The 25,539-nt window shown below is 27.6% G+C and carries 20 protein-coding genes; 2 read left to right on the top strand and 18 right to left on the bottom strand.

Annotated elements, in window-relative coordinates; translation table 11 throughout:
- Positions 1–29: 29 nt before the first annotated feature.
- The 8 genes from CRV01_RS09960 to hypB all read right to left on the bottom strand — a co-directional run bounded on the left by CRV01_RS09960 (position 30) and on the right by hypB (position 10,684).
- The gene (locus CRV01_RS09960; protein ID WP_129008058.1) at positions 30–1,145 is read right to left on the bottom strand and encodes an ABC transporter substrate-binding protein; all 1,116 of its coding nucleotides are present in this window, start codon (positions 1,143–1,145) and stop codon (positions 30–32) included.
- Positions 1,146–1,417: 272 nt separating this feature from the next.
- On the bottom strand, positions 1,418–5,065 hold the full coding sequence (locus CRV01_RS09955) for a hypothetical protein (protein WP_129008057.1): 3,648 nt from the start codon (positions 5,063–5,065) through the stop codon (positions 1,418–1,420).
- A 210-nt stretch (positions 5,066–5,275) separates the two neighbouring features.
- Entirely contained in the window at positions 5,276–5,617 is a 342-nt protein-coding gene (gene hypA / locus CRV01_RS09950) for a hydrogenase maturation nickel metallochaperone HypA (protein WP_129008056.1), read from the bottom strand.
- Positions 5,617–7,260: an enoyl-CoA hydratase-related protein gene (locus CRV01_RS09945; RefSeq protein ID WP_129008055.1), complete on the bottom strand. Its 1,644-nt coding sequence runs from the start codon at positions 7,258–7,260 to the stop codon at positions 5,617–5,619. Before CRV01_RS09945 ends, hypA begins: the two co-directional genes overlap by 1 nt.
- A gap of 8 nt (positions 7,261–7,268) precedes the next feature.
- The gene (gene hypE / locus CRV01_RS09940) at positions 7,269–8,258 is read right to left on the bottom strand and encodes a hydrogenase expression/formation protein HypE (protein ID WP_129008054.1); all 990 of its coding nucleotides are present in this window, start codon (positions 8,256–8,258) and stop codon (positions 7,269–7,271) included.
- Positions 8,259–8,322: 64 nt separating this feature from the next.
- The gene (gene hypD, locus CRV01_RS09935) at positions 8,323–9,468 is read right to left on the bottom strand and encodes a hydrogenase formation protein HypD (RefSeq protein ID WP_129008053.1); all 1,146 of its coding nucleotides are present in this window, start codon (positions 9,466–9,468) and stop codon (positions 8,323–8,325) included.
- 1 nt (position 9,469) lies between these two features.
- Positions 9,470–9,754 (bottom strand): HypC/HybG/HupF family hydrogenase formation chaperone, encoded by a 285-nt coding sequence (locus CRV01_RS09930; RefSeq protein WP_129008052.1) that lies wholly within the window; start codon positions 9,752–9,754, stop codon positions 9,470–9,472.
- A gap of 144 nt (positions 9,755–9,898) precedes the next feature.
- Positions 9,899–10,684 carry a hydrogenase nickel incorporation protein HypB gene (gene hypB, locus CRV01_RS09925; protein WP_129008051.1) on the bottom strand — a complete coding sequence of 262 codons (786 nt, stop codon included), beginning with the start codon at positions 10,682–10,684 and terminating at the stop codon, positions 9,899–9,901.
- 126 nt (positions 10,685–10,810) lie between these two features.
- Between hypB and CRV01_RS09920 the strand changes: the two genes are divergently transcribed.
- Entirely contained in the window at positions 10,811–11,461 is a 651-nt protein-coding gene (locus tag CRV01_RS09920) for a hypothetical protein (protein WP_129008050.1), read from the top strand.
- Positions 11,462–11,536: 75 nt separating this feature from the next.
- Positions 11,537–11,836 (top strand): DUF3817 domain-containing protein, encoded by a 300-nt coding sequence (locus CRV01_RS09915; RefSeq protein WP_129008049.1) that lies wholly within the window; start codon positions 11,537–11,539, stop codon positions 11,834–11,836.
- An 18-nt stretch (positions 11,837–11,854) separates the two neighbouring features.
- Here the strand turns inward: CRV01_RS09915 and CRV01_RS09910 are convergent, their stop codons facing one another.
- From CRV01_RS09910 to CRV01_RS09865, 10 genes are all read right to left on the bottom strand, one after another.
- Entirely contained in the window at positions 11,855–12,271 is a 417-nt protein-coding gene (locus CRV01_RS09910; RefSeq protein ID WP_129008048.1) for a hypothetical protein, read from the bottom strand.
- An 81-nt stretch (positions 12,272–12,352) separates the two neighbouring features.
- Complete coding sequence (locus CRV01_RS09905) at positions 12,353–13,699, bottom strand: sodium-dependent transporter (RefSeq protein WP_129008047.1); 1,347 nt, start codon at positions 13,697–13,699, stop codon at positions 12,353–12,355.
- A 170-nt stretch (positions 13,700–13,869) separates the two neighbouring features.
- Entirely contained in the window at positions 13,870–15,486 is a 1,617-nt protein-coding gene (locus tag CRV01_RS09900) for a hypothetical protein (RefSeq protein ID WP_129008046.1), read from the bottom strand.
- Between the two features lie 69 nt (positions 15,487–15,555).
- On the bottom strand, positions 15,556–17,781 hold the full coding sequence (gene hypF, locus CRV01_RS09895; RefSeq protein ID WP_129008045.1) for a carbamoyltransferase HypF: 2,226 nt from the start codon (positions 17,779–17,781) through the stop codon (positions 15,556–15,558).
- A 9-nt stretch (positions 17,782–17,790) separates the two neighbouring features.
- Positions 17,791–19,680, bottom strand: coding sequence for a TIGR00341 family protein (locus tag CRV01_RS09890; protein WP_129008044.1), 1,890 nt, complete (start codon positions 19,678–19,680; stop codon positions 17,791–17,793).
- 27 nt (positions 19,681–19,707) lie between these two features.
- Positions 19,708–21,336, bottom strand: coding sequence for a hypothetical protein (locus tag CRV01_RS09885; protein WP_129008043.1), 1,629 nt, complete (start codon positions 21,334–21,336; stop codon positions 19,708–19,710).
- The gene (locus CRV01_RS09880) at positions 21,320–21,880 is read right to left on the bottom strand and encodes a HyaD/HybD family hydrogenase maturation endopeptidase (protein ID WP_164970046.1); all 561 of its coding nucleotides are present in this window, start codon (positions 21,878–21,880) and stop codon (positions 21,320–21,322) included. Before CRV01_RS09880 ends, CRV01_RS09885 begins: the two co-directional genes overlap by 17 nt.
- Positions 21,880–22,545 carry a Ni/Fe-hydrogenase, b-type cytochrome subunit gene (gene cybH, locus CRV01_RS09875; RefSeq protein WP_129008041.1) on the bottom strand — a complete coding sequence of 222 codons (666 nt, stop codon included), beginning with the start codon at positions 22,543–22,545 and terminating at the stop codon, positions 21,880–21,882. Before cybH ends, CRV01_RS09880 begins: the two co-directional genes overlap by 1 nt.
- A 9-nt stretch (positions 22,546–22,554) precedes the next feature.
- Positions 22,555–24,285, bottom strand: coding sequence for a nickel-dependent hydrogenase large subunit (locus CRV01_RS09870; RefSeq protein ID WP_129008040.1), 1,731 nt, complete (start codon positions 24,283–24,285; stop codon positions 22,555–22,557).
- A gap of 3 nt (positions 24,286–24,288) precedes the next feature.
- Positions 24,289–25,449 (bottom strand): hydrogenase small subunit, encoded by a 1,161-nt coding sequence (locus CRV01_RS09865; protein ID WP_129008039.1) that lies wholly within the window; start codon positions 25,447–25,449, stop codon positions 24,289–24,291.
- Between the last annotated feature and the right edge of the window lie 90 nt (positions 25,450–25,539).

Raw genomic sequence — 25,539 nt, 5'->3', positions numbered from 1 at the left:
GCATTTACTAGACTTTTTAATTGTTTTGATTATGGATTTACAGTAGCTTTAAACTGTGCTTTTCCATTTTTAATTTCTTTAATAACAGCTGATCTTGTAGCGTTACCTTCAGAATTGATAGTAATCTTACCTGATACACCATCAAAATTAGTTGTTTTTTTAATTTCATTGTTAATACAAATTGAATCAGTTGGATCTTCACATCTATTCATTGCATCAATTAAGATATTATAAGTATCTGCACCTAAAGCTGTAAATGAATTAACTTCTTTTTTACCAGTCTCTTTTTCATGGAATTTAATAAACTCTGCTGAAGTTTGCGATGGAGGGTTTGTATAATCAAAGAAGTCAGTAAACATATAACCTTCTATAGACTCCCCACCTAAATCAATGAATGTTTGGTTAGCAACACCGTCACCAGAGAACATTGGTTTATCTAAACCTAATTGTTTAGCTTGTCTTGCAATCATAGAAGCTTCTGGGTGATATAAAGGTAAGAACATAAAATCAGGATTTAAACTTTTGATTTGTGATACTACTGCTTTAAAATCTTTGTCACCTGAAGTAACTCTGATTTTCTTTAATAATTCTCCACCATTATCTTTAAATGCTTTTTGGAATGCTTTTGATAAACCTAAAGAGTAAACTTGTGCTTGGTCAACAATAACTACAGCAGTTTTATAACCTTGCTCTTTTGCATAATTTGCAACAACTTCCCCCTGGAAAGAATCAGTAAAACAAACTCTATTTGCAAAGTCTCTTCTTGCAGTTAATTTGTCACTTGTAGCAACAGGTGCAATAACTGGTACTTTCTTTTTATCAGCAATTGCAATAGTTTGAGCAGTATTTGTAGAAGTTAATGCACCTAAAATTGCAACAACTTTATCAGAAGAAATAAGTCTAGTAGTAGCATTTGCAGTCTCTACCTTATCACCTTTGTTATCAATTAATACTATTTTTATAGTATCTCCATTTTTTAATTTAGGTTGTAATTTATGTGCTAATTCAACACCTAAATTTGCTACTTGCCCATATGCAGCTATTGGACCTGACATAGGCATTACTGCACCAACTTTAATCTCCTTTGCCATTGCAACCCCAGCAGTTAAAGCTGTAGCAAGAGCTAAACTAATTACTTTTTTCATACACTCTCCTTAAAAAAATTATCTATTACCTTAGCATAAAAAAACAAAAAAGTTTTTGATAAAGTGTATATAAAGTGTATAAATTATAGGAAAATTGTTAAAATACTTAACTCATTTCTAGACTCATTAAATACATATCAACTGATGTAAACATATCTTTAATTCCTTGTTAAGGGGGGGGGAGTATAATTTTTAGTAATTTATCAAAGATACCTTTTTGAATAGTTTTATACGATTTTATTTGAAGAAATATACTACTTTATCATTTATTTTTAAATAATTTCATCTAATTCATCAATAGAGTGAAAAGCTATATTTTCAATAAAATTCCTATTTGTGTCAAAACTCATTGGTACAATATTTGAAAATATAACTAATACTTTTAATTTAAAATCTTTATCAACCTTTGTAAATTTTACAATTGCATCCAAATCTTTTTTTAATTCTTCATATCGTAAATGGTGTTTATATAATCTATCTTTTTTATCCTTACCATTAATTTGTCTTATTTGACCTTTAAATTCATAAAGTTGTCTAGCTATTTCACTTTGATTTTTTGCCATTTCTAAGTCTTTACATTCAATTGCATAAACAATATTTTTTTCTTTGTTCCATGCAAAAACATCAATATCTCCAAAATCTTCCATTTTTTTATTAAATATTTCAGATAACTTAATTTCTTCTTTAGCTTCAAATCCTAATTCAATAAACTTATCTTTTACCTTTGTATTAAAAGCTAAGCCTTTTTCCTTTACTAAATTTCCAATCCATTTTTTCATTTTTTTTGATTGAAATTGATTTGCTTCTAAATGTCCTTCATGAATATTCCTAATTAAATTAAAATATGCTGTTCTTACTAATTCTGGTGAAATTATCAATATCCCTTCAAATGAATCAATCTCAATAATTGGCTTCATTATAATGGAATATCTTCTTCTAAATTTCCAAGGTTGCCAATCAGCTGCTTTAAAAGGTTTTGGGATTGTAGTCCAATCTCTTCTTGTATGAATAATTAATGAATCTAATATTTTAATAAAGACCTCTTTCCTTTCTTCTTCAAATTGTTCTACTAGGTCATTATAAGTTATACTATAAACTAATTTATTTATTTTAAGTCCATAGTCTTCTAAAAAATCTAAAAATACTCTAGCATCATCAACTGTATAATCAAATTCATCTATATAAGCTTCCATAAATCCATCTTCAAATAAATGGTTTGTATCTTTTGTATATTCTTTTTCTTTAAACTTTTCACTATATTTAGTTGATTCATAATCTAAAATTTTCTGATTTGTGATATAACCAAATTTATGCATAATCATTTCATTAAAAGATTGTTCAAATAAAATATCTCCAAAACTAGAAATAACTATCCTAGGATTGATTGCTTCATACTTTATTGCTTCTGATAAACCACCAATTAAATGCATAAAGGAAGCTAGACTTAGTAACTCTTGGATATCTAAATTAGATACACTTTTACCGCAATTAACTGAACACTCACAAATAGCCATTTCAACAACTAATCTTGAGGATAAAGAAGTAGCATTATATTCACTAATTTTATTTATTGCTACTTTATATAAATTCTCTTTATCTTCATGCAATGCTAAGTTTGACTTAAAAGTAACTCCCCAAATATCTTTTTCTTTATCACTATATATGTAATTAACTAATAATCTTTTAATTAAATCTTCTCTTTCTATTATTTTTAATTTAGATTGTAAATTTTTCCAAACAACTTCCATTAAACTATTTAAATATTTAGTACAATTATCTATACCTTCAACTATATTCCCTTCTTCTCTGTCTCTACAACTCCAGCCTAAATTTAGTTTGATTATTTGTTCATCAATTTGATGTATTGAGATTGGCTTTTTTTCTAAAATATCAAAGTGTTCTCTATATTTATGTGCTTTAAAAAAATGGAATAATCTTGCATTTTCATTAACAAATATTTCTTTTAATAAAATATCAATACTTTGCTTATCCAGCTTTAAATAGTTTAAAAAAGCATTTATCATTGATTGTTCGGAATAATTTTCTTCAAACATAAAACCTTTCAACATATTAATATTAAACTTTGTATCTAATATAGGACAATTGTATGTATTTTCAAATGAGTTAAATATATCCATATTATTTATATTTTTTTCTAAAGAAGATATATTTTGAATTAAAGTATATTCAATATTCCACATTTTTAAATTTTTATCAATTTGAATGTTGTATTTATTTAAAATAAACATCATTTTGGAAAACCAAGTAATTAAAGCATCAAATAATTTAAATTGTAATATAAAATCATATTTTGTATTTATAGTTTGCTTCAACCAAATTTCATAACCATAATTAACATATACAGTAATAAAAGTTTTTTGATCAAGCTTTTCTGGTATATAAAGATTGTATTTAATATTTGTAGAAAAAAATGAACTTGCAAACCCTTTTCGCACAATTATAGTTTTTCCATCAATATCAATAACTTCTCTATAATCTGTATCTAATGCAACTTTTTCTCTTATATAAGCATTATAATCACTTCCAATTGTTATCATAGTAAATGGTTGTGTGCTTACTTCTTCATCAAAAGACTCATTTACAAAAATTGAATAATTATTATCTTTAACATATCCATAAAGATTTAAAAAGCCATTAAAATTCAATATTTGTGTACCATCTTTTTTTAATTTATACTGTGCCTCAACTATTCTCCAAATTAGATTAGGAGAACAATCTAAATCATTACTAATTGTGATTAAATCATGATTACTAATTGATTCACAAAACCAACTATCATCAGTTATAAATTTTGATGCTAATACAAAACCTCTACCTACACCACATGGCACAATAAAACTACTACCTTTATTATGTATGCCTTTATTTAATATATTTTTTTTTGTATTTTCTATTCTGCTATCTATGAAATCTGAAACTTGATAATTTTCATCTTCAATAAAACCTTCAAACCAATTATCTTCAATATTCTCCAAAGTATCTAATACAAAGATAAAATGAAAAAAGTGGTTTTTATCAAATTGAAGTATATTTTCTGAAAATTTGAAAGAAGATATACCTTCCTTAGTATAAAATTTTATTGGCATTCCATCATATTTCCCAAATATCCTAGTTTTATATAGTTCTTCTGATAATGTTTGAGCATATTGTTGTATAAATAAATCTTTTTTATTATGACTATTAAAAAATTCAATTGCAATTCTTCTAATACTGGCCGTTATAGCAGTAGGGAATAAAAGATATACATTATTTTGAACTATATAGAAAGGATTTCTTTCTAAAGTACAATTGCCCAATGTTTCATTGAAAAGTGTACTAAAACTATTTTCTTGAAGTAAAGGTAAATTAAAATTTTCAAAAGTAATCTTCACATTATTTATTAATTCTTCGATATTTACTAAATCTATATCATCTAATGTTTCAACAGGACTTATATTTAATAATTCATTACACTCTATCCCATTTTTTTCAATAATACTATTAGACACTTCTAATATAGATTTAATCTGTTTTTTCATCTCTAAAAAAAAATCTTCATTAGGCAAATGTTCTAAAATTTTCAATATAATTTGTGTACTATGTATGCCACCTTCCCATAGACCAGATTGCACTTTATAACTTTTATCATCGAATAAAAGCTTTGATACAAATATATCTTCAACAGGATCTTCCATCATAGAAATACTATTATGGATTTCATTATAAATATTTTTAATAAATTTAGCAGTTGGCGTTAAATCACCTTTACAAAAAGATAAACAATATTTAATAATAGTTTCAAGTGTATATTGATGATAATGATATTTAGGATTTAATAATAATGATGAAAAAACTGATGCAGTTTTAATAGGATTATACTTATGTAAATGTTCTTGCAGATTGTTGTTATTTGTATTCAATTATTATAACTTTCTAATGAATTATTTTATAATTTAATTTTACCATATATAACTTTTTATAAAATAATTTCATATGATATATTATACTTAAATAATAAAAGATACTACTTTGGACTAAATTAAAGCTTGAAAATAAAAATATAACACCTACATTTTAGAGAGATTTGTTATTTTTATTTTCAATAAACCCCTATTTTAATAACTTATTAGTTATTCTATTTCTAGACTCATTAAATACATATCCTCTCCATCTATCACTTTTACTTGTGTTGAGTTGCATTTTGGACAGGCGAATTCATTCTTTTCTAGAGTTGATTCTTCATCGCAGGATAAACAAGCAATCACGACTTTTTGGCGATTTATTATAAATTGGGCATTATGGCAGACGGTTTTTTCTTTAAATGTATCAAAAGCAGTTTGTAATAAATCAGGTTCAACCCCAGATAAAACACCAATTTTTACTATAACTTTTGTTACGTTTTCAGATTCATTTTGTCTTGCATGTTCTTCACAAGACTCTAATAGTGATTGAACAATTGAATACTCATGCATTATAATTCCTTTAATCTTTTTAAACTATCTTTATGTTCTTTTTTATATATAAACTCTTTTCTTAAACTATGAAAAGAGCTTTTCTCATCCCAAAACTCTGGATACATTCTTTTAAGTTCCTCTTCTTTTAGTTTTTCTATTGATGTTTCATTCTCATATAAAAAGTCTTTTTTTTCATCAATAAACTCTTCAAAACTATTTTCATTACTTAATAAGTTTTCACAAAATGCTTCAAGACTTTTATTATAGTTTTCACTTTCAAAGACCTCATCAAGTATTCCAATACTTTTTGCTTTTCTACTACCTATAGGAATACATTTTTCTAAAATATTAGAAGCTATTTCTTTCTCAACTCTTTTATAAAAACTATAGGTGTGATATTCACTTCCACTTAAGCCCATTGTTTTATAGTGTGGATTGAAAACTACACCTTCTTTTGCTACAACATAATCACAAGCAAGACCTAAAAACACTCCCCCTGCTCCTGCATTTTTAGAAAATGAAGCAACGGTTATAATATCTTCTGCAAATAAAACTGACTTAACAACATCATTCATAGCATTGATATTGCTCCAGCCATCTTCTCCTTGCTTTTTACTATCTTCAAGTATATTTAGATGTATTCCATTTGAAAAGAACTCTTCCCCTCCCATTAAAACTAAAACTTTACACTCTTCTTTTAAATAGTCAACAGCATACTTAAGTCTTATTGCTTGCTCAGAACTCATTGCTCCATTGTGAAAATCAAAGTGTAAATATGCCACTTCATCTTTTCTTTCTACAAAGATTTCATGAAAAGTTTCTCTTTTTACTTCTAAAATAAGTGGAATTCTTTGCTCTTTTACACCCTTGATTTTATCTTTTAAAACATAAGTAGCAGGAAGCTTAAAACCATCCTTTTGCTTTAAATGACTTACCCAAATAGCTCCATCAATAGCACCTAAACAAATAGCTCCATCTCTTTTTGCAATTATCTCTTTAGGTTTTCCTCTTAGAGTATCTTCTTTACAAACTCCATACATATAACAAGTAATACCAAAAAACTCTTCTTCCACTCCAGGATAAGAGTCACTCATATTGATTTTTTTGATTATCACATCTACACTATCTTTTTGCCAATCTATTTTTCTATTGTTTTGAGTTAGCCTTGGATGAATTTCATTTTTTATTTGAGCAGTTGCTTTAAAGTTTTTATTAGTAAAATTTTCAAGAAGCTCTTTTAAAGCTTTTGAAGTAGCATCACAAACTTCATTTCTATAAATAGACCCTTTACTTGCCTTTCTCATAGAAAAGTTAGCAGATGCATAGATATCTCCTGCATCTAACTCTTCATTTGCTTTTAGTATCACTACTCCCCATTGCTCTTTTTCATCATTTATTGCATGGTCTAAAGATTGATGACCTCTATCTCCAATAACACCAGGATGTAAAATAAATGTAGGATAGGTTGAAGTTATATCATTTGAAAGATACTCTTTTAAAAAAGGAGAAAAGATAAGTGTAGGATTAAACTCTTTTATCTCTTCTAGTAAATTTTTTTGAGAAGATAGGCAAATAGCTACTTCATAGTTTAACTCTTTTAATTTTGTATATACTCTTTGAGACAATGAATTAAAAGAGCTAATAAGAAGTAGGATTTTCATTTATTCTCTTAGCAGATTCTAGGAAGTAATTCACCAGTAGGTAACTCTAAAAATCTTTTTGTTCCCCAAGCAGAATTTAATACAACTTTTCCAATATGTTCATCTGATACAGAACCTATGATTGAAGCAGTTTCATTAGTCTGTTTTAAAACTGCTAAAGCTTTTTGTGCATCTTCATTTTTAATAGCAAGTACAAATGTTCCTTCATTTGCTAAAGCCATTGCTTCAAAACCAAGTAATTCACAAATACCATTTACCTCATCAGAAACAGGAATAGAAGCTTCTTCTACTTCAATACAGATATTTGATTGTTTTGCCCACTCATTTAAAACAGCACTAACTCCACCTCTTGTAGCATCTCTTAAAGCAGTAATTTTAATACCTGCATCAATTAAAGCTTTTACTTGTGGATAAAGTGAAGCACAATCAGATTTTAGGTTTGTATTCATATCAATCCCCTCTCTGCTTGCAAAAATAGTTGCGCCATGAGCTCCTATATCACGACTAACTAAAATAGTATCTTCACTTGTGATATTGTTTGAGCTAATACCTTTATATTGTATCTGGCCAATACCTGTTGTGTTTATAAAGATTTTATCTACACTTCCTTTTGGAACTACCTTTGTATCACCACTTACAACAACAGCACCATTTACTTCAAGCTCTTCTTTCATACTTTTTACTATCTTATCTAGAGTTCTTTTATCCAAACCCTCTTCAATAATAACAGAGCAAGTTAAGTATTTAGGTTTTGCACCCATCATAGCTAGGTCATTGCATGTTCCACAAATAGCAAGTTTTCCGATATCTGCTCCATTAAAAAAAAGTGGACTAACTGTAAAAGAGTCAGTTGAAAAAGCTAAGTTACCATTTTCAATAACCGCTGCATCTTCACTTTTGTCTAAAATATCATTTTTAAAAGCTTTATAAAAAACTTTTGAAATAAGTTCATTGTTTTCTTGTCCACCGTTTCCATGGGCTAAAGTTATTGTTTTCATTTTTTCTCTTTAACTATTTATTCTTAATTATTCTTCTTATATAAAGATGAAGTCTAATATCCTTTTATAAGAGATTACCATATTTGTAGTATGCCGCACATGCACCTTCTGAGCTCACCATACAAGAACCAATTGGAGTACTTGGTTTACAGGCAGTACCAAAAATAGTACACTCAGGAGGACTAGCCATACCCCTTAAAATATCTCCACAAATACAAAGTTTATGGTCTTCTATTTCCCCTATAGGTAAAATATCATTATAAATAACTTCTGCATCATATTTAGAGTATTCATCTCTTAATTTAAGTCCAGAATCTTTGATATTTCCTAAGCCTCTCCACTTAAAAAGACTTATCTTTTCAAAGTATTTATTGATTAACTCTTGAGCTTTGATATTTCCATCATAAGAAACCAATCTTTTATACTCAATTTCAAGCTCACATCTTTTTTCAATAAACTGCTTAACAATCATAGAAATAGACTGCATAACATCTACGGGCTCAAAACCTGCAACTACTACTGGTTTGTTATAATCTTTTGGAAACTCTTCATAGATTTTACTACCACTTATAACAGACACATGAGAAGGTCCTAAAAAAGCATCGATTTGATGATTGTATGAATCTACATGCTCATCTCTACTATCAATTAACTCTTTCATTACTTCTGGAACTGTTACATGATTTATATGAAAAAATATATTCTGAATATTTTGTTTTACTACTGTATCAATTAAAGCAGCAGTCATAGGCGTAGTTGTTTCAAAACCTATTGCAAAAAATATCACCTTTTTACTAGGATTTTCTTGTGCTATTTTTATACACTCCATTGGTGAATAAACAAACCTTACATCCGCACCTTTACTTCTTGCATCTTGTAAGCTTCCATTACTTCCTGGAACTTTTATCATATCACCTAAAGTTACTAAAATAACATCTTCTTGCATACTTAAAATATATGCATGGTCTATTCTTTCCTTTGGCATAATACAAACAGGACAACCTGGACCATGAATAAAGTTAATATTTTCTGGAAGCAATTGAGGTATTCCATACTTCATTATTGTATGAGTATGTCCACCACATACTTCCATAATATTTATTGGTTTTTCTAGCTTTTTAGCATCTTCTTCAATGATTTTTTTATAAGCTTTTATTGTATCAGGGTCTCTAAACCCATCGTATAAATCTTTTAGCTTTAATTCACTCATTTTAGCCTCTATTTGGACAGGCATCATCTTCTAAAATTGCTTGCCTACGCTCTTCTTCTTCCATTTTTTCAATTATCTCTTTATAAACTTCCAATGAAGCTAAAGCATCTTCTTCATCGATTTTATTCATTGCAAAACCGATGTGTATTAAAACATAATCTCCAACTTCAACTGGCTGGTCAACTAACTCTAAAGAGGCTTGTCTTTCAACACCCATAGTATCTACAGTTGCTACATTATTCTCTTTATCTATCTTTGTGATTTTTGATGGTATTGATAAACACATATTTTTCCTTAAAATATTCCATTTTTAACTTTTTTTAATAAGATTAAAACTAATTTACGAATGATTCTGCAACCATAGGGTCAAAACTATAGTTTTGGGGAACCCATGGTGAAGCCTTAATGAGTAAAATAGATTTTAATCGTTCTACCTCATTTTTCTTTTAAAATTAATCCACTCAACTACAGCTTTTAAGCTATCTTCATCTTTCGTAGAAACTTCTAAAATATCAACATTTGGTTTTAATTTTCTAGCAACTTCTTTCTCTTTTTCTAAGTCGTACTCAAAATAAGGAAGTAAATCTACTTTTGTGAAAAGGATTAAATCAGCAGCTCTAAACATCACTGGATATTTAGCAATTTTATCTTCACCCTCAGGTACACTTACTAATACTATATTTAAGTGTGTTCCCACATCATAAGATGCTGGACAAACTAAATTTCCTACATTTTCTACAAAACATACATCTAAATCATCTAAAGGCATATCATGTAAACCTTTGTGAACCATGAATGCATCTAAGTGACATGCACTTCCTGTTTGTATTTGTACTGCTTTAATTCCCTTTGCATGTAATCTTTCGGCATCTTTATTTGTCTCTAAATCACCTTCAACAACGGCAAATTTAAAATCTGTAAGAGGGGCTAAGTGTTCTAGTAAGGTTGTCTTTCCACTTCCTGGACTTGACATAAGGTTGATACCTAAAACATTTTGCTTATCAAAGTGTGCTCTATTATGAGCTGCTTCATGGTCATTTTTGTCTAAAATCTTTTTAATAACTGCTACTGTTTTACTATCATTTAACTGTGGATTATGATGTAAAGTATCATGGGCAGCTTGGTGAGAAGCTGAATCTGAATGGTGATGATCGTGTGAGTGATCATGATCATGATGATGGTGGTCTGTTATGCTACATCCGCAATCTGTACACATTTTTATTCCTTTTTAATGAACGTTCATTTATTATTCTTTTAGCAGTTTATTTATAGCAAACTGAAATTTAGCTAATGAGTATGATCACTTATGTACTTTTAGGACAAAAATAGTAGAATTGTTACCATGATAAAAAGATGCCCATATTGCAACAACAAACATTTATATGATTTACAAGATAATTACAAGAAATGCTCTTCTTGTAAAAGAAAGTTTTCCCTAAAAAAACTTCAAACAGATATAACTGTAATTGAGTTTTTTTGTAACCAAGTTAGTGCAAATAGATGTGCTAAACTTTTAAATGTAAATTATAGAACAATCAAAAATAGATACAACCTTTTTAGACAACTTATTGCAACACATCTTGAAGATGTTTATCAGTCTTCTATCAAAGACAATAGTTCTTATGAAGAGTTCTATTACTTTACTGATAAACAAAAAAAAGATAAACAAAAATCTTTATACAATGCTATAAATATTATTGGTTTTTATTCAAATGATAGAATTTATACCCTACTTATGCCTAAGCTGCCTATTTACAATAATGAAGATGACAATAAAACCTTTGAAAATTACTTAAGATGGCATAGAATCTTTTCAAAGGATTCCTACTCTACTCCATTAAATATTTTTTGGAAATATTTAGAAAAAAACTTGAGAAAATATAAAGGAATAAATGAAAAGAACTTTTTTTACTATTTAAAAGAGTGTGAATTTAAATTTAACTATCTACAAAATGAACAAATTAAGATTTTAAAAAGTCTATATTTTAATTAATACACTTAATTTCCACTATAAACAAAGTATAATTAAAAAACTATATAATTTTGACAAAATAAAAAAGGAAAATAAATGCTTAATAGTGCTTTAGGGCGATTTAGAGTAATTTCAGCTATTGAAGGTATCTCTTATTTAATTTTAATTTTTATAGCAATGCCTATAAAATATATTGGTGGTGACCCAATTCCTGTAAAAATTGTAGGTATGACTCATGGAGTATTATTTATTATTTTTATGATTTCTCTTTTTGAAGCAAAAATAAAACAAGAATGGGATACAGGATTTGTATTTCAACTATTTGTTTTATCACTAATACCTTTTGGTGCTATTTTAATTGAAAAAAGAGTTAAACCCCTTGAAATAAATAGTTAGAACTTCTAACTATTTATATTAAAATACAAAAGCAATATCTGTAATTGAGATATTATAGATATTTACTTTTACTCCTGCATTATCTAAAATACTATATGAAATAATTAATTCAGAAGGATTTTCTATTGTCTCGTTTAACTCAACAAACTTTTTATACTTATCAAAATCAATAATTGCATATATAAATATTGCTTTTTCTTTAAATTTTTCATTATTTATATATTTTTCATAAACTTCTTTATAAACTGTTTCATCATACTTATCATAGAAGTTTTGTTTATACATATTTTCACAATATTCTGCTCTATCAAAATCATCTGTTCCATATTTTTGGTAATCTTTATGGATAATAGCTTCTAAATCTGGATGAATCTCGAAAAAGTTATATCTTGAATATCCGTCTTCTTTTGAAATTTCATTTGTAGTTTTTATCATTTTACTTCCTAATTTTACTTATAAAAAAAGCAGAGACCTAAGCCTCTGCTTTTTATTTTTGTTATTGTACATTCTTTTAGATTAGAATTTAAAAATTCCTGTTTCATTTAAGATAACAATTATTAAAGCAATTGGAATAACATATCTAACCATAAAGAACCAAACTTTTGTTAAAAACTCTCCCATTAAAGGAACAAGCTCATTTTCAACATCTTTTTTATCCATAAAGTGTCCAATGAAAACAACTACTAAAATCCCACCAATTGGAACTAAAATTGTAGAACAAACAAAGTCTAACCAATCAAATAAACCTTTTTCTCCAATTTTTAGAACTTCTGAATATCCTTCGATATTTGAGAATAATGCAGCAATTCCTAATACATAAAAGAAGATACTACAAATAACTGCTGCTTTGATTCTTGAATAATTAAATCTATTTTCAAAGTACTCAACCATTGGCTCAAGCATTGAAATTGCAGAAGTAATACCAGCAAATGCAATTGCAACAAAGAATAATAAAGCTAAAAATGAACCAATTGAACCAAACTCATAAAATACTGATGGTAATGAAATAAATACTAATCCTGCACCTTTTGTTGACTCTGCACCTTTATCAAATAATAAAGTGAAGATAATAAGTCCTGCAACAATTGCAACTAAAGTATCAATAATTGAGATTAAAATAGATGATTTAACAACATTACTATCTTTTGGCAATGAAGCTGCATAAGTAATAATAATACCCATACCTAACGATAGAGTATAAAATGCTTGTCCAATTGCAACAACAATGGCTTCAGAAGATAGCTTTGAAAAATCAGGGTTAAACATAAAAGTAAAAGCTTGTGAGAAACTATCTACATTAATTGAATATACAAGTAAGATTGCTAAAATAATACCTAATAAAGGCATTAATATCTTATTTATTTTTTCAATACCATCTTTTATACCTCTTAAAATAATTGCAGTTACTAATACAAATACAACTGTATGATATAAAAGTTGAGTTTGAATATCAGTTGTTAATAAAGACATAAAAATTTCAGTAGATTGCTCAACCGTGTGAGGTAAACCTTGTACAGAGATTGCAATATAATGGAAAATCCAACCAATTACAACAGAATAGTATGAAAGAATAATTAACGGAACAATTACTATAAAACCTGCATACTTCCAAAGCTTTTTATGTTTTGTTGCTAAAGTTTCAAACATAGTTACAGCATCACTTCTTCCAAGTTTACCAATAACTAACTCAGAAATAAGAACAAATACACCAATAAAAAGTGCTGTAATTAAATATACAAGTACAAAGGCACCACCACCATACTCACCTGTTACATATGGGAATTTCCAGATATTCCCTAAACCAACTGCAGAACCAACAGCAGCTAAAATAAATCCTAATTTACTAAATCTTGAACTAATCAATAGCCTCTCCTTAATCAAAGCAAAGATTCTATCAAAAACTAATTTAAATAAACTTGTGACTTTTGTGCAATTTATTGAAACTTTTTGAAATTTATAAGCTGTTAGTTAAAAAACTTGATAATCTTTGAATTAAACCTAATATATATACATATAATTAGGTTTAAACTCTTTTAGTTGATTTTTTCCTCTACAATTTTTTCTAATTTTATAGATTTATATATAGGTCCTTTAGGGTTTTTTAAATTAAAAATAGGATAATCCTTTTCATTGCTATCAAATATATATTTTTTAACTTTTACTTTTTTTCCATTATTTTTAATTACTTTTTCCCCTATAAGTCTCATACCATTAGTTTCTTTTCTTAGATAAACATTATCATAGTTAGATCTATTGTAAATCTCATTTTTAGAAGTTGATATAAAATCTTTAACTTTAAAACTAGGATTATTATTACCTTTTACTGATTTTACAGATACAAATTTTTTAAGTATAGGACTCCAGCCATCTTTGTCAACTCCATATTTATTATCACCATCTTTTGTAAAACCATTTTTATCATATCTTGTATTAGTTAACTTGTTTATTCCTTCTTTACTCCAACCATTTATATCATATCCATTCATATCATATTTAGTTTTAGTAAAACTATTAAATCCAAAAGTATCCCAACCTAAACTATTAGAACCATAAATAGTTTGCCAAACTTGAGTATCTTTTTTTAAAGCATATGTTTCTTTAAGTTTATCAAAACACATTTCATCCATTTGAACTAAACTTTTATCATAAATTCTATTTTCATATGTTTTACTATTTTCAAGATAATAATCTTTTGTTTTATCTGTTTTGCAAGAAATAAAATTAAGCTCATCTATTTTTTCAACTTTACATTTATTATCATAATATTTTAATATTTGATTTTTATATGAGCTTTTAAGACTTACTTCTTTATCTTCTTTTTTACCTTTTGCATATGTTAAAACCATATCTTTACAAGTAGTATTATTTATCTTAAAATATTGTTGCCCCGTATTTACATTTAATATAGACGAATTTGATTTAGAAGTTTTTCGTTTAGCTTTTTGTAATCCAATATTTCCAATACATAAAGTGCCATTGTTTTTTTGCCATAAACCAAACTCTGAAGGGGCATTATCACAATTAGTATATTTAAGTGCTTGTTCTTTTTGCACAGTTTCAAGATCTTTTGTTACTTTAGGAAGGTCAATTACCTTTGATAAAGCTTTTATTATAGTTTCTGCAAGAAACTCACTATCTTTTTTCATAATATCAGCTTGTTTAAGAGTAAAAACTTTTCTATAAATAATATTGCTATCATTTAGTTCTGTTAAATCTTTTATACTATCTTTCTTTTCTTGATTTTTCCATTTTTGAGAAACTTCTTCTATATCATAAAGAGTAACTTCAACATCAACTAATTTATCTACACAATTATACAAAGCTGGTCTTACTATTAAAACTCTTGATATTGGTTCACTATTATTAGTTATAAATTTAATATCAATATCTCTCATCATAAACTTTTCTTGTAAAAAAGCAAACCTTAATACTTTGTCAGTAACTAGTTTGTAATCAACTTTACATTGAGCAAGTGTACTTCTACGATACTTAATCTGAGTTCCTTTTTTATAACCAATCATTGTTATTTCATTTAACTTAGAATAAGCTTCTTTTTTTGAAACATTATTTATATTATTCATATTTACAGCACAACCTGTAAAAATAAAAAGTGAAATAACTATCCCCAATACAATAGACAAACTTTTCATTTTGTTCCTTTTTTTTAAGTCATCTATTTTAAAATAATTTTTCTTTATATATTATTATAATATGTGAGATTATAGTAAGTAATAAACCTGACCAATTGAAATGCCACCATCATTTAAAGGAATTTCTTTAGAATAATAGTATTTAATTTGTTTTTCATCTAAAGCTTTACATAACAATTCCAATAAACTTTTATTTTGAAAAACTCCACCACTAAATACCAATGGTAAATTTTCATGTTTTTTTGAAATTTCTAAAATTATTTTTACTAAAGTATTTAAAAACTTTGAACAAATAATTTTTATATCTTTTTCTTCTAATATCTGTTTTATCATAAGAGATAAATCTATCTCTTTATCAATAATTTCAAAATCAAAACTATCAACAATAGTTTTATCATAATTTTGTTCAATTGCAAGTCCAGTTTCACCTTCATAACTTTGATTATGAAGAAGGTTTGTTAAAGACGCAATTGCATCAAACAATCTTCCAATAGAACTTGTAGAAGGGCTATTTAAACCTTTTTGCCAAATAGTATGAAGCATTTTTATTTCATTTTCATTAAACTGCTTTACAACACTATTATCTAAGCATAAAACTTCTTCTAAAGAAAAAATATCAAAAAGTAGTGATAAAGCAACTCTTTTAGGTTCTTTTACTGCTTTTTCTCCACCTATAAGTTTAAAATATTTTAGATGATAAGTTCGTTCATAAGTCTTATTATCGCAAATAAAAACTTCTCCTCCCCAAATATTTCCATCATCTCCATATCCAGTACCATCAAAAGCGAAACCTAAAACTTTTTCTTTTAGTTTGTACTCTGCCATTGTTGATAAAATATGTGCATAATGATGTTGCACGAAAACAAGCTCTTTATTTAAACTCATCGCCCATTTAGAACTTTCATAATTAGGATGTTTATCACAAACAATTACATCTGCTTCAAAATCATAAAACCTTTTAAAAGTATCAATAGTTCTTTTAAAATATTCCATTGACTCAATTGAATTTAAATCTCCAATATGAGGTGATAATATAAGATTGTCTTCAAAAGCTAAAGCAATAGTTGATTTTTGATTAGCTCCTAAGGCTAATATTTTTTTAGAAACCTTTTGTTCTAGTTTTATTGCAGTAGGAGCGTAACCTCTTGCATTTCTTAAAATAGAAATATCATTATTTGCAACTTGTACCACGGAATCATCGCAGGCATTAATAATATCTCTATTAAAATCTAAAACAAAATCAACTACATATCCTAGCTTTTCTAAAACTTCATCTTTAAACCTTATAATTGGTTCATCTTTTAAATTTGCACTTGTTGCAACTATTGGATTATCTAAATACCTAAAAAGTATATGATGTAAAGGTGTATATGCAAGAAAACATCCTAACCTATCAATATTTGGTGCAACATGAGAACTTAATTTTGAACTAATAGTTTTAACTAAAGTAATTGGCTTCTCTTTTGAGTTAATTATCTCTTCTTCTTTTTTTGTTAAGTCTGTAAACTCTTTTGTTTGAGCTATATCTTCAAACATAACTGCAAAAGGTTTAGAAGGTCTATTTTTTCTTTCTCTTAATTTTTTTACTACATTATCATTTGTTGCATCACAAACTAAGTGAAACCCTCCTAAACCTTTAATAGCAACTATTTCACCTTGATTTATTAGGGTTGCAACTTCTTTTATAGCTTCTAAAGAAGAAGAGAGTTTTTTATTGTTTTTATTATAGAGATTAACTTGTGGACCACATTTTTCACAAGCAACAGGTTGAGCATGATATCTTCTGTTTGTAGGGTCTTCATACTCTTTTTTACAAAAATCGCAAAGTATAAACTCTGCCATTGAAGTATTTTCTCTATCATAAGGAACTGTTTTGATTATAGAGTATCTTGGTCCACAATTAGTACAGTTCGTTAAAGCATAGTTTGCTCTAAAATTTGATTCATTGTTTATGTCATCAATACAATCTTGACAAACTGCCATATCAGGACTTATAATTGTTGATTTATTGTTATTTGTTTCACTTTTTTTTATTTCAAAATTTGTATATTTATTTGTAGAATTTAATTCTTCAATTTCTATAGAGTCTATTTTTGACAAAGGTGGTGGATTTTGTTTTAACTGTTTAATAAAATTTTCAATATTTTCTTTAGATGAAAAAGTAAGAATATTTACTCCTTTTTCATCATTATTAACCCAACCTTTTATATTATATTTAAGAGCTAAGTTGTATATAAAAGGTCTAAATCCAACCCCTTGAACTATACCTTTTACTTTTATTTTTTTACTTATCATATAAATACTTTAATTAACTATTAATTTTGAAGACACTTCTAGGAGTATATTCCTATCTAATTTTTTTTCTATTCTTTTTTTTATCTCTTTATACTCTAAAGTGCTAGTATAACTATTGCTTATAAGCTCCAATCTTACATAAACATAAGCTTTTTTATTTTCTACATCTAAAAGTTTTAAAACAATGCTTTTGTCATTTATATTTACTTTTTTTATCTCTTTTATTTTATTTGATAATTCATTTTTTTCTACCATTTTCCCAAAAGTATTTGATAATGGTACACTAATAAGAACTAATAACAAAAATGTGTAAATTAAACCTTTTTTCGCTTTTTTAATTGGAGCATAACCTAAAACAATAAAAGTTAAAGAAGCACTAAGTGTCATTCCAACTAAGTTAGTAAGGAAAAGTAAAAATGCTCCATAAATAATATCTAAGTCCATTAATCCGATACCAATACCTGTTACACTTAAAGGAGGTACTAAGGCAACAGCTATTGCTACGCCAGCTAAAGACTTGATTACATCTTCTTTTGAATTAGCATAAGCTCCTGCAATTCCAGAAAAGATTGCCACAAATAAATCTAATAAATTAGGATGTAATCTACTTTCCATTTCATAAGTTATTTCATCTAAAGGCATAAAACAAGTGAAAATCGAAGAGACAAATAAAGCTAAAAAAACTCCATAACTTAAAGTTTTTGCACTTTGAATAATTAATAAACTATTAGCTCTTATTACACCCATTGATAAGGAAATTAAAGGAGCCATTAAAGGAGCTAAAATCATAGCACCAATAATAACAGGTGAAGAGTTAGCAAATAATCCTGTAGTAGATAATAAACTACTTAAAATCATTAGTGTAGAGAAAATAAATGTAATTTCTGAACTTTTTTTAAGAGTTACAAATAAATCCTTGAAATCATCTTCAGAAGCTCTTTTAAGAAAAGGTAATTTCTTTTTTAATAAAACTTCACTAAGCTCTTCTTTAGGTAAGTTATCTACATCTATAACTTCCTTTTCCTCATTTTCTTCATCTTTTATATACTCTTTTAGCTTATTTCCTAAGTGTAGATTAAAAGTATCTTTTAAAACTAAAACCTCTATAGTTTTAACATCTTTTACCACTATATCATCGGCAATATAATCCATAGAAGCTTTTGATTGTATTTTTAAAGACTTACTTTTTATAAAGCCTAAACTCTTAGGACGAGATACTAAAGTAATTTTTTCATAAAAAAATATCAAAATTAAATAGAAGAAATAAGATACAACAGATCCAGGAGATAATATTAAAGCATTTAGTTTCCCATCTTGAATAGATAACTTATCTTTTAATGCAGTATTGGTACTATTTAAAGAGTGCTCTAAGATTATTATTCCCGAAGCAACTGTCTCAAAACTATAATCTTCTGAAGTTGTAAACTTATATGATTTAAAGTTTATATTAAATAGATTTTTAAAAAAAGTTTTTAACTTATCAAATTTTGTATTTAAATTTGAATTATTTATGCCATGCATATCGCCTATTTCTATTTTATTTAAAATAATTTCATCATTACACTTAAGTAAATCTATTTTCGCTAATAATTCTTCGTTTAAGGCATCATCTAATGCTTCTTCTAGATTTTTTGATATACCATAGTTTGACATACAATTAGGTGCATCATCATTAGGTAAAATAGCTACATTAATATCATTTTCAATATGTTCTTCAAAAAAAGTTTTTATTTCTTTATCATTTAAATCAAGAAGATAAAGAGCATCTTTTTCTTTTATCTTCTTTTCATAGCTTCTAGCAGTTATATTGAGTTTATATTTTTCTTTGAGATATTTATTTATTTCATCTTGAGCATTTTTACTATTTTCACTAAAAAGTAAATATATTTTTTTATACATGAATAATCCAAAGTTTGTATTTAAAGTTTATTTATCTATTACAAACTCCCTATTAAAATAGATTTTGTAGTTCTTTGTAATATTTTTCAAAACTAATTTAGTAAATATATCATATGTAAACATATCACCACATAAACTTACACCCTCAACCCTATAAAGATCATTTACCGTATCAACTTCATTTGCAATAAAACTAGCTAAACTATCAATAAAACCTAATGATAAAGTAACTTCATCAACTCCTGCAAGTTTAAAACTCATTGCTGATTTAAACATAGAAACATAATCAAACTCTCTTAAAGAAAGTTTTTCATTCTCTATCATTTTAAAATCAACTCTAGGTCCTTTTTCTAAATGACAATTTTTTGCATTTGTTAAAATATCATTTTCAAAACCTAAAATCTCTTTTGCTACTTTAAAATATGATAAAAAAGAGTTTGTCTTTATTGATTCTAAATCTAAAGATAGAGAGTTTTCATACTCTAATGGAAACTTCTCTTTATAATTTTCTAAAAGCCTATCTCCACTTTTAGATTCACTTATTTGTTTATATAATTCATTCATATCTTTAGGTAAAGAAAAGTTTGTTGAAATATCAACAAAACCATTTAATTCTTCAGAATAAAAAGTAAACCTATCATCATTTTTATTTGAGATATAAAAGTTTAAGATAGCTTTATCAAAAAGCATATTTTCTGACAAAATAGTCATAAATTGAGCTTTATTTTTTTCTTCAAATCTATTATAAACAAGATCAAGGTTTTTTGAATAAGTATTTGAAGAAAGAATAAACTTTCTATTTTCGCAATACATTATTTTAGGAATATCTATATTTACTTTATCCTCAGTTTTTACATCTAAAAAAGAATTATAAGAAGAGTTTTCATCTTCAATTTGTAAAAAATCTATTTTATATTTTTCAAGCTCTTTTGAAAGTAAATAAAGAGTTAAATCATTTGCAACTCTTATATCTATATACTCTTTAGAAACTTTTTCTTTCATCTTATAAATTTCATTTATCCTAAAAGTAATAAGAGGCTTTTCAATACTTGCTAGCGCTACTATTGATTGTTTTTGCTCAACAACTAAAGATGAGATATTTTTTAAATTTGTACATAAAATTGTTTTACTCTTATCTAAAAATTCAAGTTTTTGAAAAACAAAAGTTCCGCTAATTGTTTTTATTTTGATTTTTTTATTATCATTTATTAAAGAGGCTACTTTTTTAAAAAGCTTTTTTGAAGATTTTTCTTCTTTTTCATCTAATAAAAATGTTGCATTTTCAAATGTTTTACAGGCCTTGCAAAATTTAAAAGCATTATAATAATTTACACCCTTTTCATTTTCAACTTCTTCTAAACAAGTAGGACAAAAAGAGTTTAATGCTTGCTCTTCAGCTTTTACACTTTCAAGCTTTGGCATAGTTTTTACAACGTCAACCTCAAGTCCTTCATAGTAAATTGACATTGGTAAGTATTTAGATAAGTTATTGGATACTTCTTCTAAAACTTCCTCTTTTGCTTCAACTAATAAATAAACATGCTCCAAATCCTGCAAGATTTTATATTCACATTCATGATTTTTTATAAAAGAGTGTAAAATATTTACATAAGTTTTATTTGTGGCTTCATATTTAAACTTAAATTTTAGGACCATTTATTATGTCCCTTTTAAAAGATATTTGAGCTATATGCTCTATTGTTATTTCATTTTTTATTTTTGTTTTTATATCTAAAGAATTAAGATGTTTGATTACCACTTCTTCCATTAGCTTGACAGCACTAATTATTTCTTTACTCAATTCAAAGGTAGTATCATCAGCTACTCTTTTTGGAATAACTCCTAATACATTTGTTTTTGGTAAATCTTTATTCATATCAATCATATTTAGTGTTTGAAGCATTTCTACTTCATGGGCACTTCCTTGCCAATTGATATGTGAAGGAGCCTTGTGATAATCAAAAAAATAAACATCTCCAGGTATTGAGTCATATGCATCAATACAGTCAACTACAATAACCTCATCATACTTTACAATTTCTGGAATAAGTCTTTGTGCTAAAGTTCCACCATCTACAATACTAACAGTAGAATCTTTTGATTCAAACTCATACTTTTCATCTAAATAGTGAATAAAATGAGCCCCTATTCCTTCATCTTGGAATAGGATATTTCCTATTCCTAATATTAAAACATTCATTAATGTTCTTCTTCCCATTTATATCCAGAAACAATAGAATCCATTGCTCCACTTTTTCCATAAATAGAGTTAAATATAGCAAGATAAATATGTATTGGTAAAAATACAATAAAAAACCACATAGCTATATGATGAATTTCCCTAACCATTGCAAGGGAACCTATCATAACTTCTAATGGTCTTAAAAACTCAAATAAAAATCCACCTAAACCTTCATGATAAACATGCATATGTAAAATTAAACCTGTAACACAAATTACAATTAAAGTAATATATACACCTAAATAAGCAACAAATTGTAAAGGATTATAAACCCCTTTTAATCTTGCATGTTTTCCTATTAACATATAATATTTAATTTGTTTTACCCAAACCTTTGGATTTATAAAATCTAAAAAAGATACTCTTTCAATTTGACTTTGCTTATCAAAAATAAATAGATAAAACTTTCCAATTGTAACTGCAATTAAAAGGAAACCAAAAATAATATGCCAAGATCTCATTAAAGCATATAAATAATTATTTGGTTCTCCTTGATTAAGTGCTGGTGCAATAAAAGGAATTGCAATATAAAACCCAGTGAAAGTAAGAACTACTATAGTTATAGCTCTTACCCAGTGAGTAACTCTAACCCAAAATGAGAACTCATAATGTTTTTTAATCATGATTACCCCTTAACAAGATAGTCCATAAATTGGATCTACTTTGTATGTTCCTAAATCATTACCTTTTTTATCCATCACATGAACTGCACAAGCAATACAAGGATCAAAAGAGTGAATAACTCTTATAATTTCTAAAGGTTGAGATAAGTCTTGAACTTTTAGTCCAACTAAATTCGCTTCATAAGGTCCAATTTGTCCTAATGAATCAATTGGTCCTGCATTCCAAGTTGAAGGAACAACTGCTTGGTAATTTTCTACAACTCCATTTTTAATTCTAATCCAGTGAGAAAGCATACCCCTTGGAACATCACCAATAAATCTTCCTCTATACTCTTTATCTTTGTCAATTTTATATGAAGCATAAGTATCTTGGTCAACTTTTAAATTCTCAATTAAGGTATGAAATGCTTCTAATCCATGTTTTGCAATTGCTCTTGCTTGAATCATTCTTGCTGCTGTTCTTCCTAAAGTTGTAAATAGTGCAGCTTTTGGAAGACCTGTTCTTGTTAAGAAATCATCTACAAGTGGAACAATCTTTTCATTTCCTTTTGCATAAGAGATTAAAATAGCTGCTAATGGTCCAACTTCCATTGGTTTACCATCATATCTAGGAGATTTTATCCAAGAGTATTTACCTTTTTCATCAATTACTTTAGAATGAATCATTTTTCCATCTGGTCCAACTGTATCCATATCTTTAAATCCAGTATAATTAGGATTTGTTTTACCATTGTATGGATGTAATGCTTCATTATCAGCATACCAAGAGTGAGTTGCTTCTTCTGTAATTAAATCCTCATTGATATCAAATACTTTTGATAAATCTCCATTTTCAATAATACCTGTGTCAAATAAGAACTCCGTTCTATTTAATTGCATCTCTTTATGAGCCATAAAGTTCATAACTCCAGCTTGTTCAGTTACTGATGGCTCATCTTTATACATTTTAGCAGCCATAACAACATCAGCTTGATATGCATTTTCGATAAACTCTACACCAACTTTAAACAATGTTAAATATTCACCCATTCTACTTGGGTCTAATAAATCCATTACACAAGTTACACCACCAACAGTTAAACTTTGTGGATGTGGTTGTTTACCACCAAACATAGCCATAAGTTTTGCTAAATCTCTTTGTACCTCTAAAGCTTTTAAATAGTGAGATAAAAGGATTAAGTTTTGCTCAGGAGTTAATCTATAAGTTTTATGTCCCCAATAAGCATTTGCAAAAGGTCCTAGTTGTCCTTTATCTACAAATTCTTTCACTCTTTTTTTAACTTTTTTAAGGTCATTTTCACCTGTTGCAATTGGTAGTTCTGCATATTTAAATGCCTCTTTAGAAGCTTTTGCAGGGTCTGCATCAAGTGCTGAAACAACATCAACCCAATCAAGTCCATGTAAATGGTAAAAGTGTACAACATGGTCATGCATAAATAAAGCCATATTCATTAAAGACCTAGTTAACTTTGCATTTAAAGGAGGAACAATACCAAGTGCATCTTCAACTGCTTCAATTCCTGCTCTATAATGAGAGAAAGTACAAACACCACAAATTCTTTGCATTAAGAAACCTGCATCTCTAGGATCTCTATTTTTAACAATAGTTTCTAAACCTCTCCAAAGTGTTGATGTAGAGTAAGCATTTTGAATAACATTATTTTCATCAACTTCAACCTCAATTCTTAAGTGTCCTTCAATCCTAGTAATTGGGTCTACTACTACTCTTTTATTTGCCATATTTTACTCCTCACCATCTTTTGGATTTTTAAATTTAGAAATAGCTGCATGCGCTGCAATACCAATACCAGTTACTGTTAATAATCCAACACCAATTTTATCTGCTGTTGAATCTGCACCTAAACCTTCAAATACAGTATTGTATAACCTATTTGCAACTGGTTCTTCAAATGGTCCCATAGTATCCCAAAAATCAGGTTCACTACAACCAATACACCCATGACCTGCTTGAATAGGCCAAGACATATGTGAGTTAAATTTATTTTTTGAACAGTTATTAAAAGTATAAGGTCCTTTACACCCTACTTTATATAAACAATATCCTTTTTTAGCACCTTCATCCCCAAACTCTTCTACAAATTCTCCAGCATCAAAGTGACCTCTTCTTTCACATAAATCATGAACTCTATTTGCATAAGCCCATTTTGGTCTATTGTATGCATCAAGGGCAGGAAGTGTTCCATAAAGAATATAATGCAATAAAGTTCCAACAATATTTTTCTCACTTGGTGGACAACCTGGAACATTAATAACTGGTTTATCAGTAACTTTAGAAAGAGATACTGCTCCTGTAGGATTTGGAATAGCAGCTTGAACTCCACCATATGAAGAACATGTACCAATAGCAAAAATTGCTGCTGCATTTTTAGATGCTTTTTTTGCAGAATACTCACCAGTATGTCCATGACCTCCAATAGTTAAATAGTGTGCACTATTTCCAGAAGGAATCCCACCTTCTACCATTAAAATATATTGACCTTTATAAGTTTCAATTGCATTTTCCAAGTTTCCTTCAGCTTGCCAACCTGCTGCTGCCATTAATGTCTCGTGATACTCTAATGAAATATAATCAAAAATCAATGAGTCAATTGTAGGAGCATCTGTTCTTAAAAGTGATTCACTACATCCTGTACACTCAGCCATGTGTAACCAGATAATAGGAAGCCTATCACTTAATTTAGCAGCTTTTGCAACAAGTGGTGTAAAAGAACCAGGAAGAGCTAACATAGCAGTAATAGCTGTAGCCCATTTCATAAAATCTCTTCTTGAAACACCTTTTTCCTCTAAGTGACGCTCAATAGACTTTTCTTCTTTAAGTCTAGGAAGCTTTTCTAAATCACTTAACCTTTTAGTAAGTTTTTCGTATAATCTTTGCTCTTGCAAAATTCATCCTTCGCTTAATGAATGAATATTCATTTTTTTATATTTATGAAATTCTATACTAGAAAAGGTTAAAGTTTCTTGACCGAAATC

Source organism: Arcobacter sp. CECT 8983 (genome assembly GCF_004118855.1).
Taxonomy (GTDB): Bacteria; Campylobacterota; Campylobacteria; order Campylobacterales; family Arcobacteraceae; genus Halarcobacter.
Note: the sequence above shows the minus strand (reverse complement) of the source record. Positions and strands in the feature narration are given on the sequence as shown.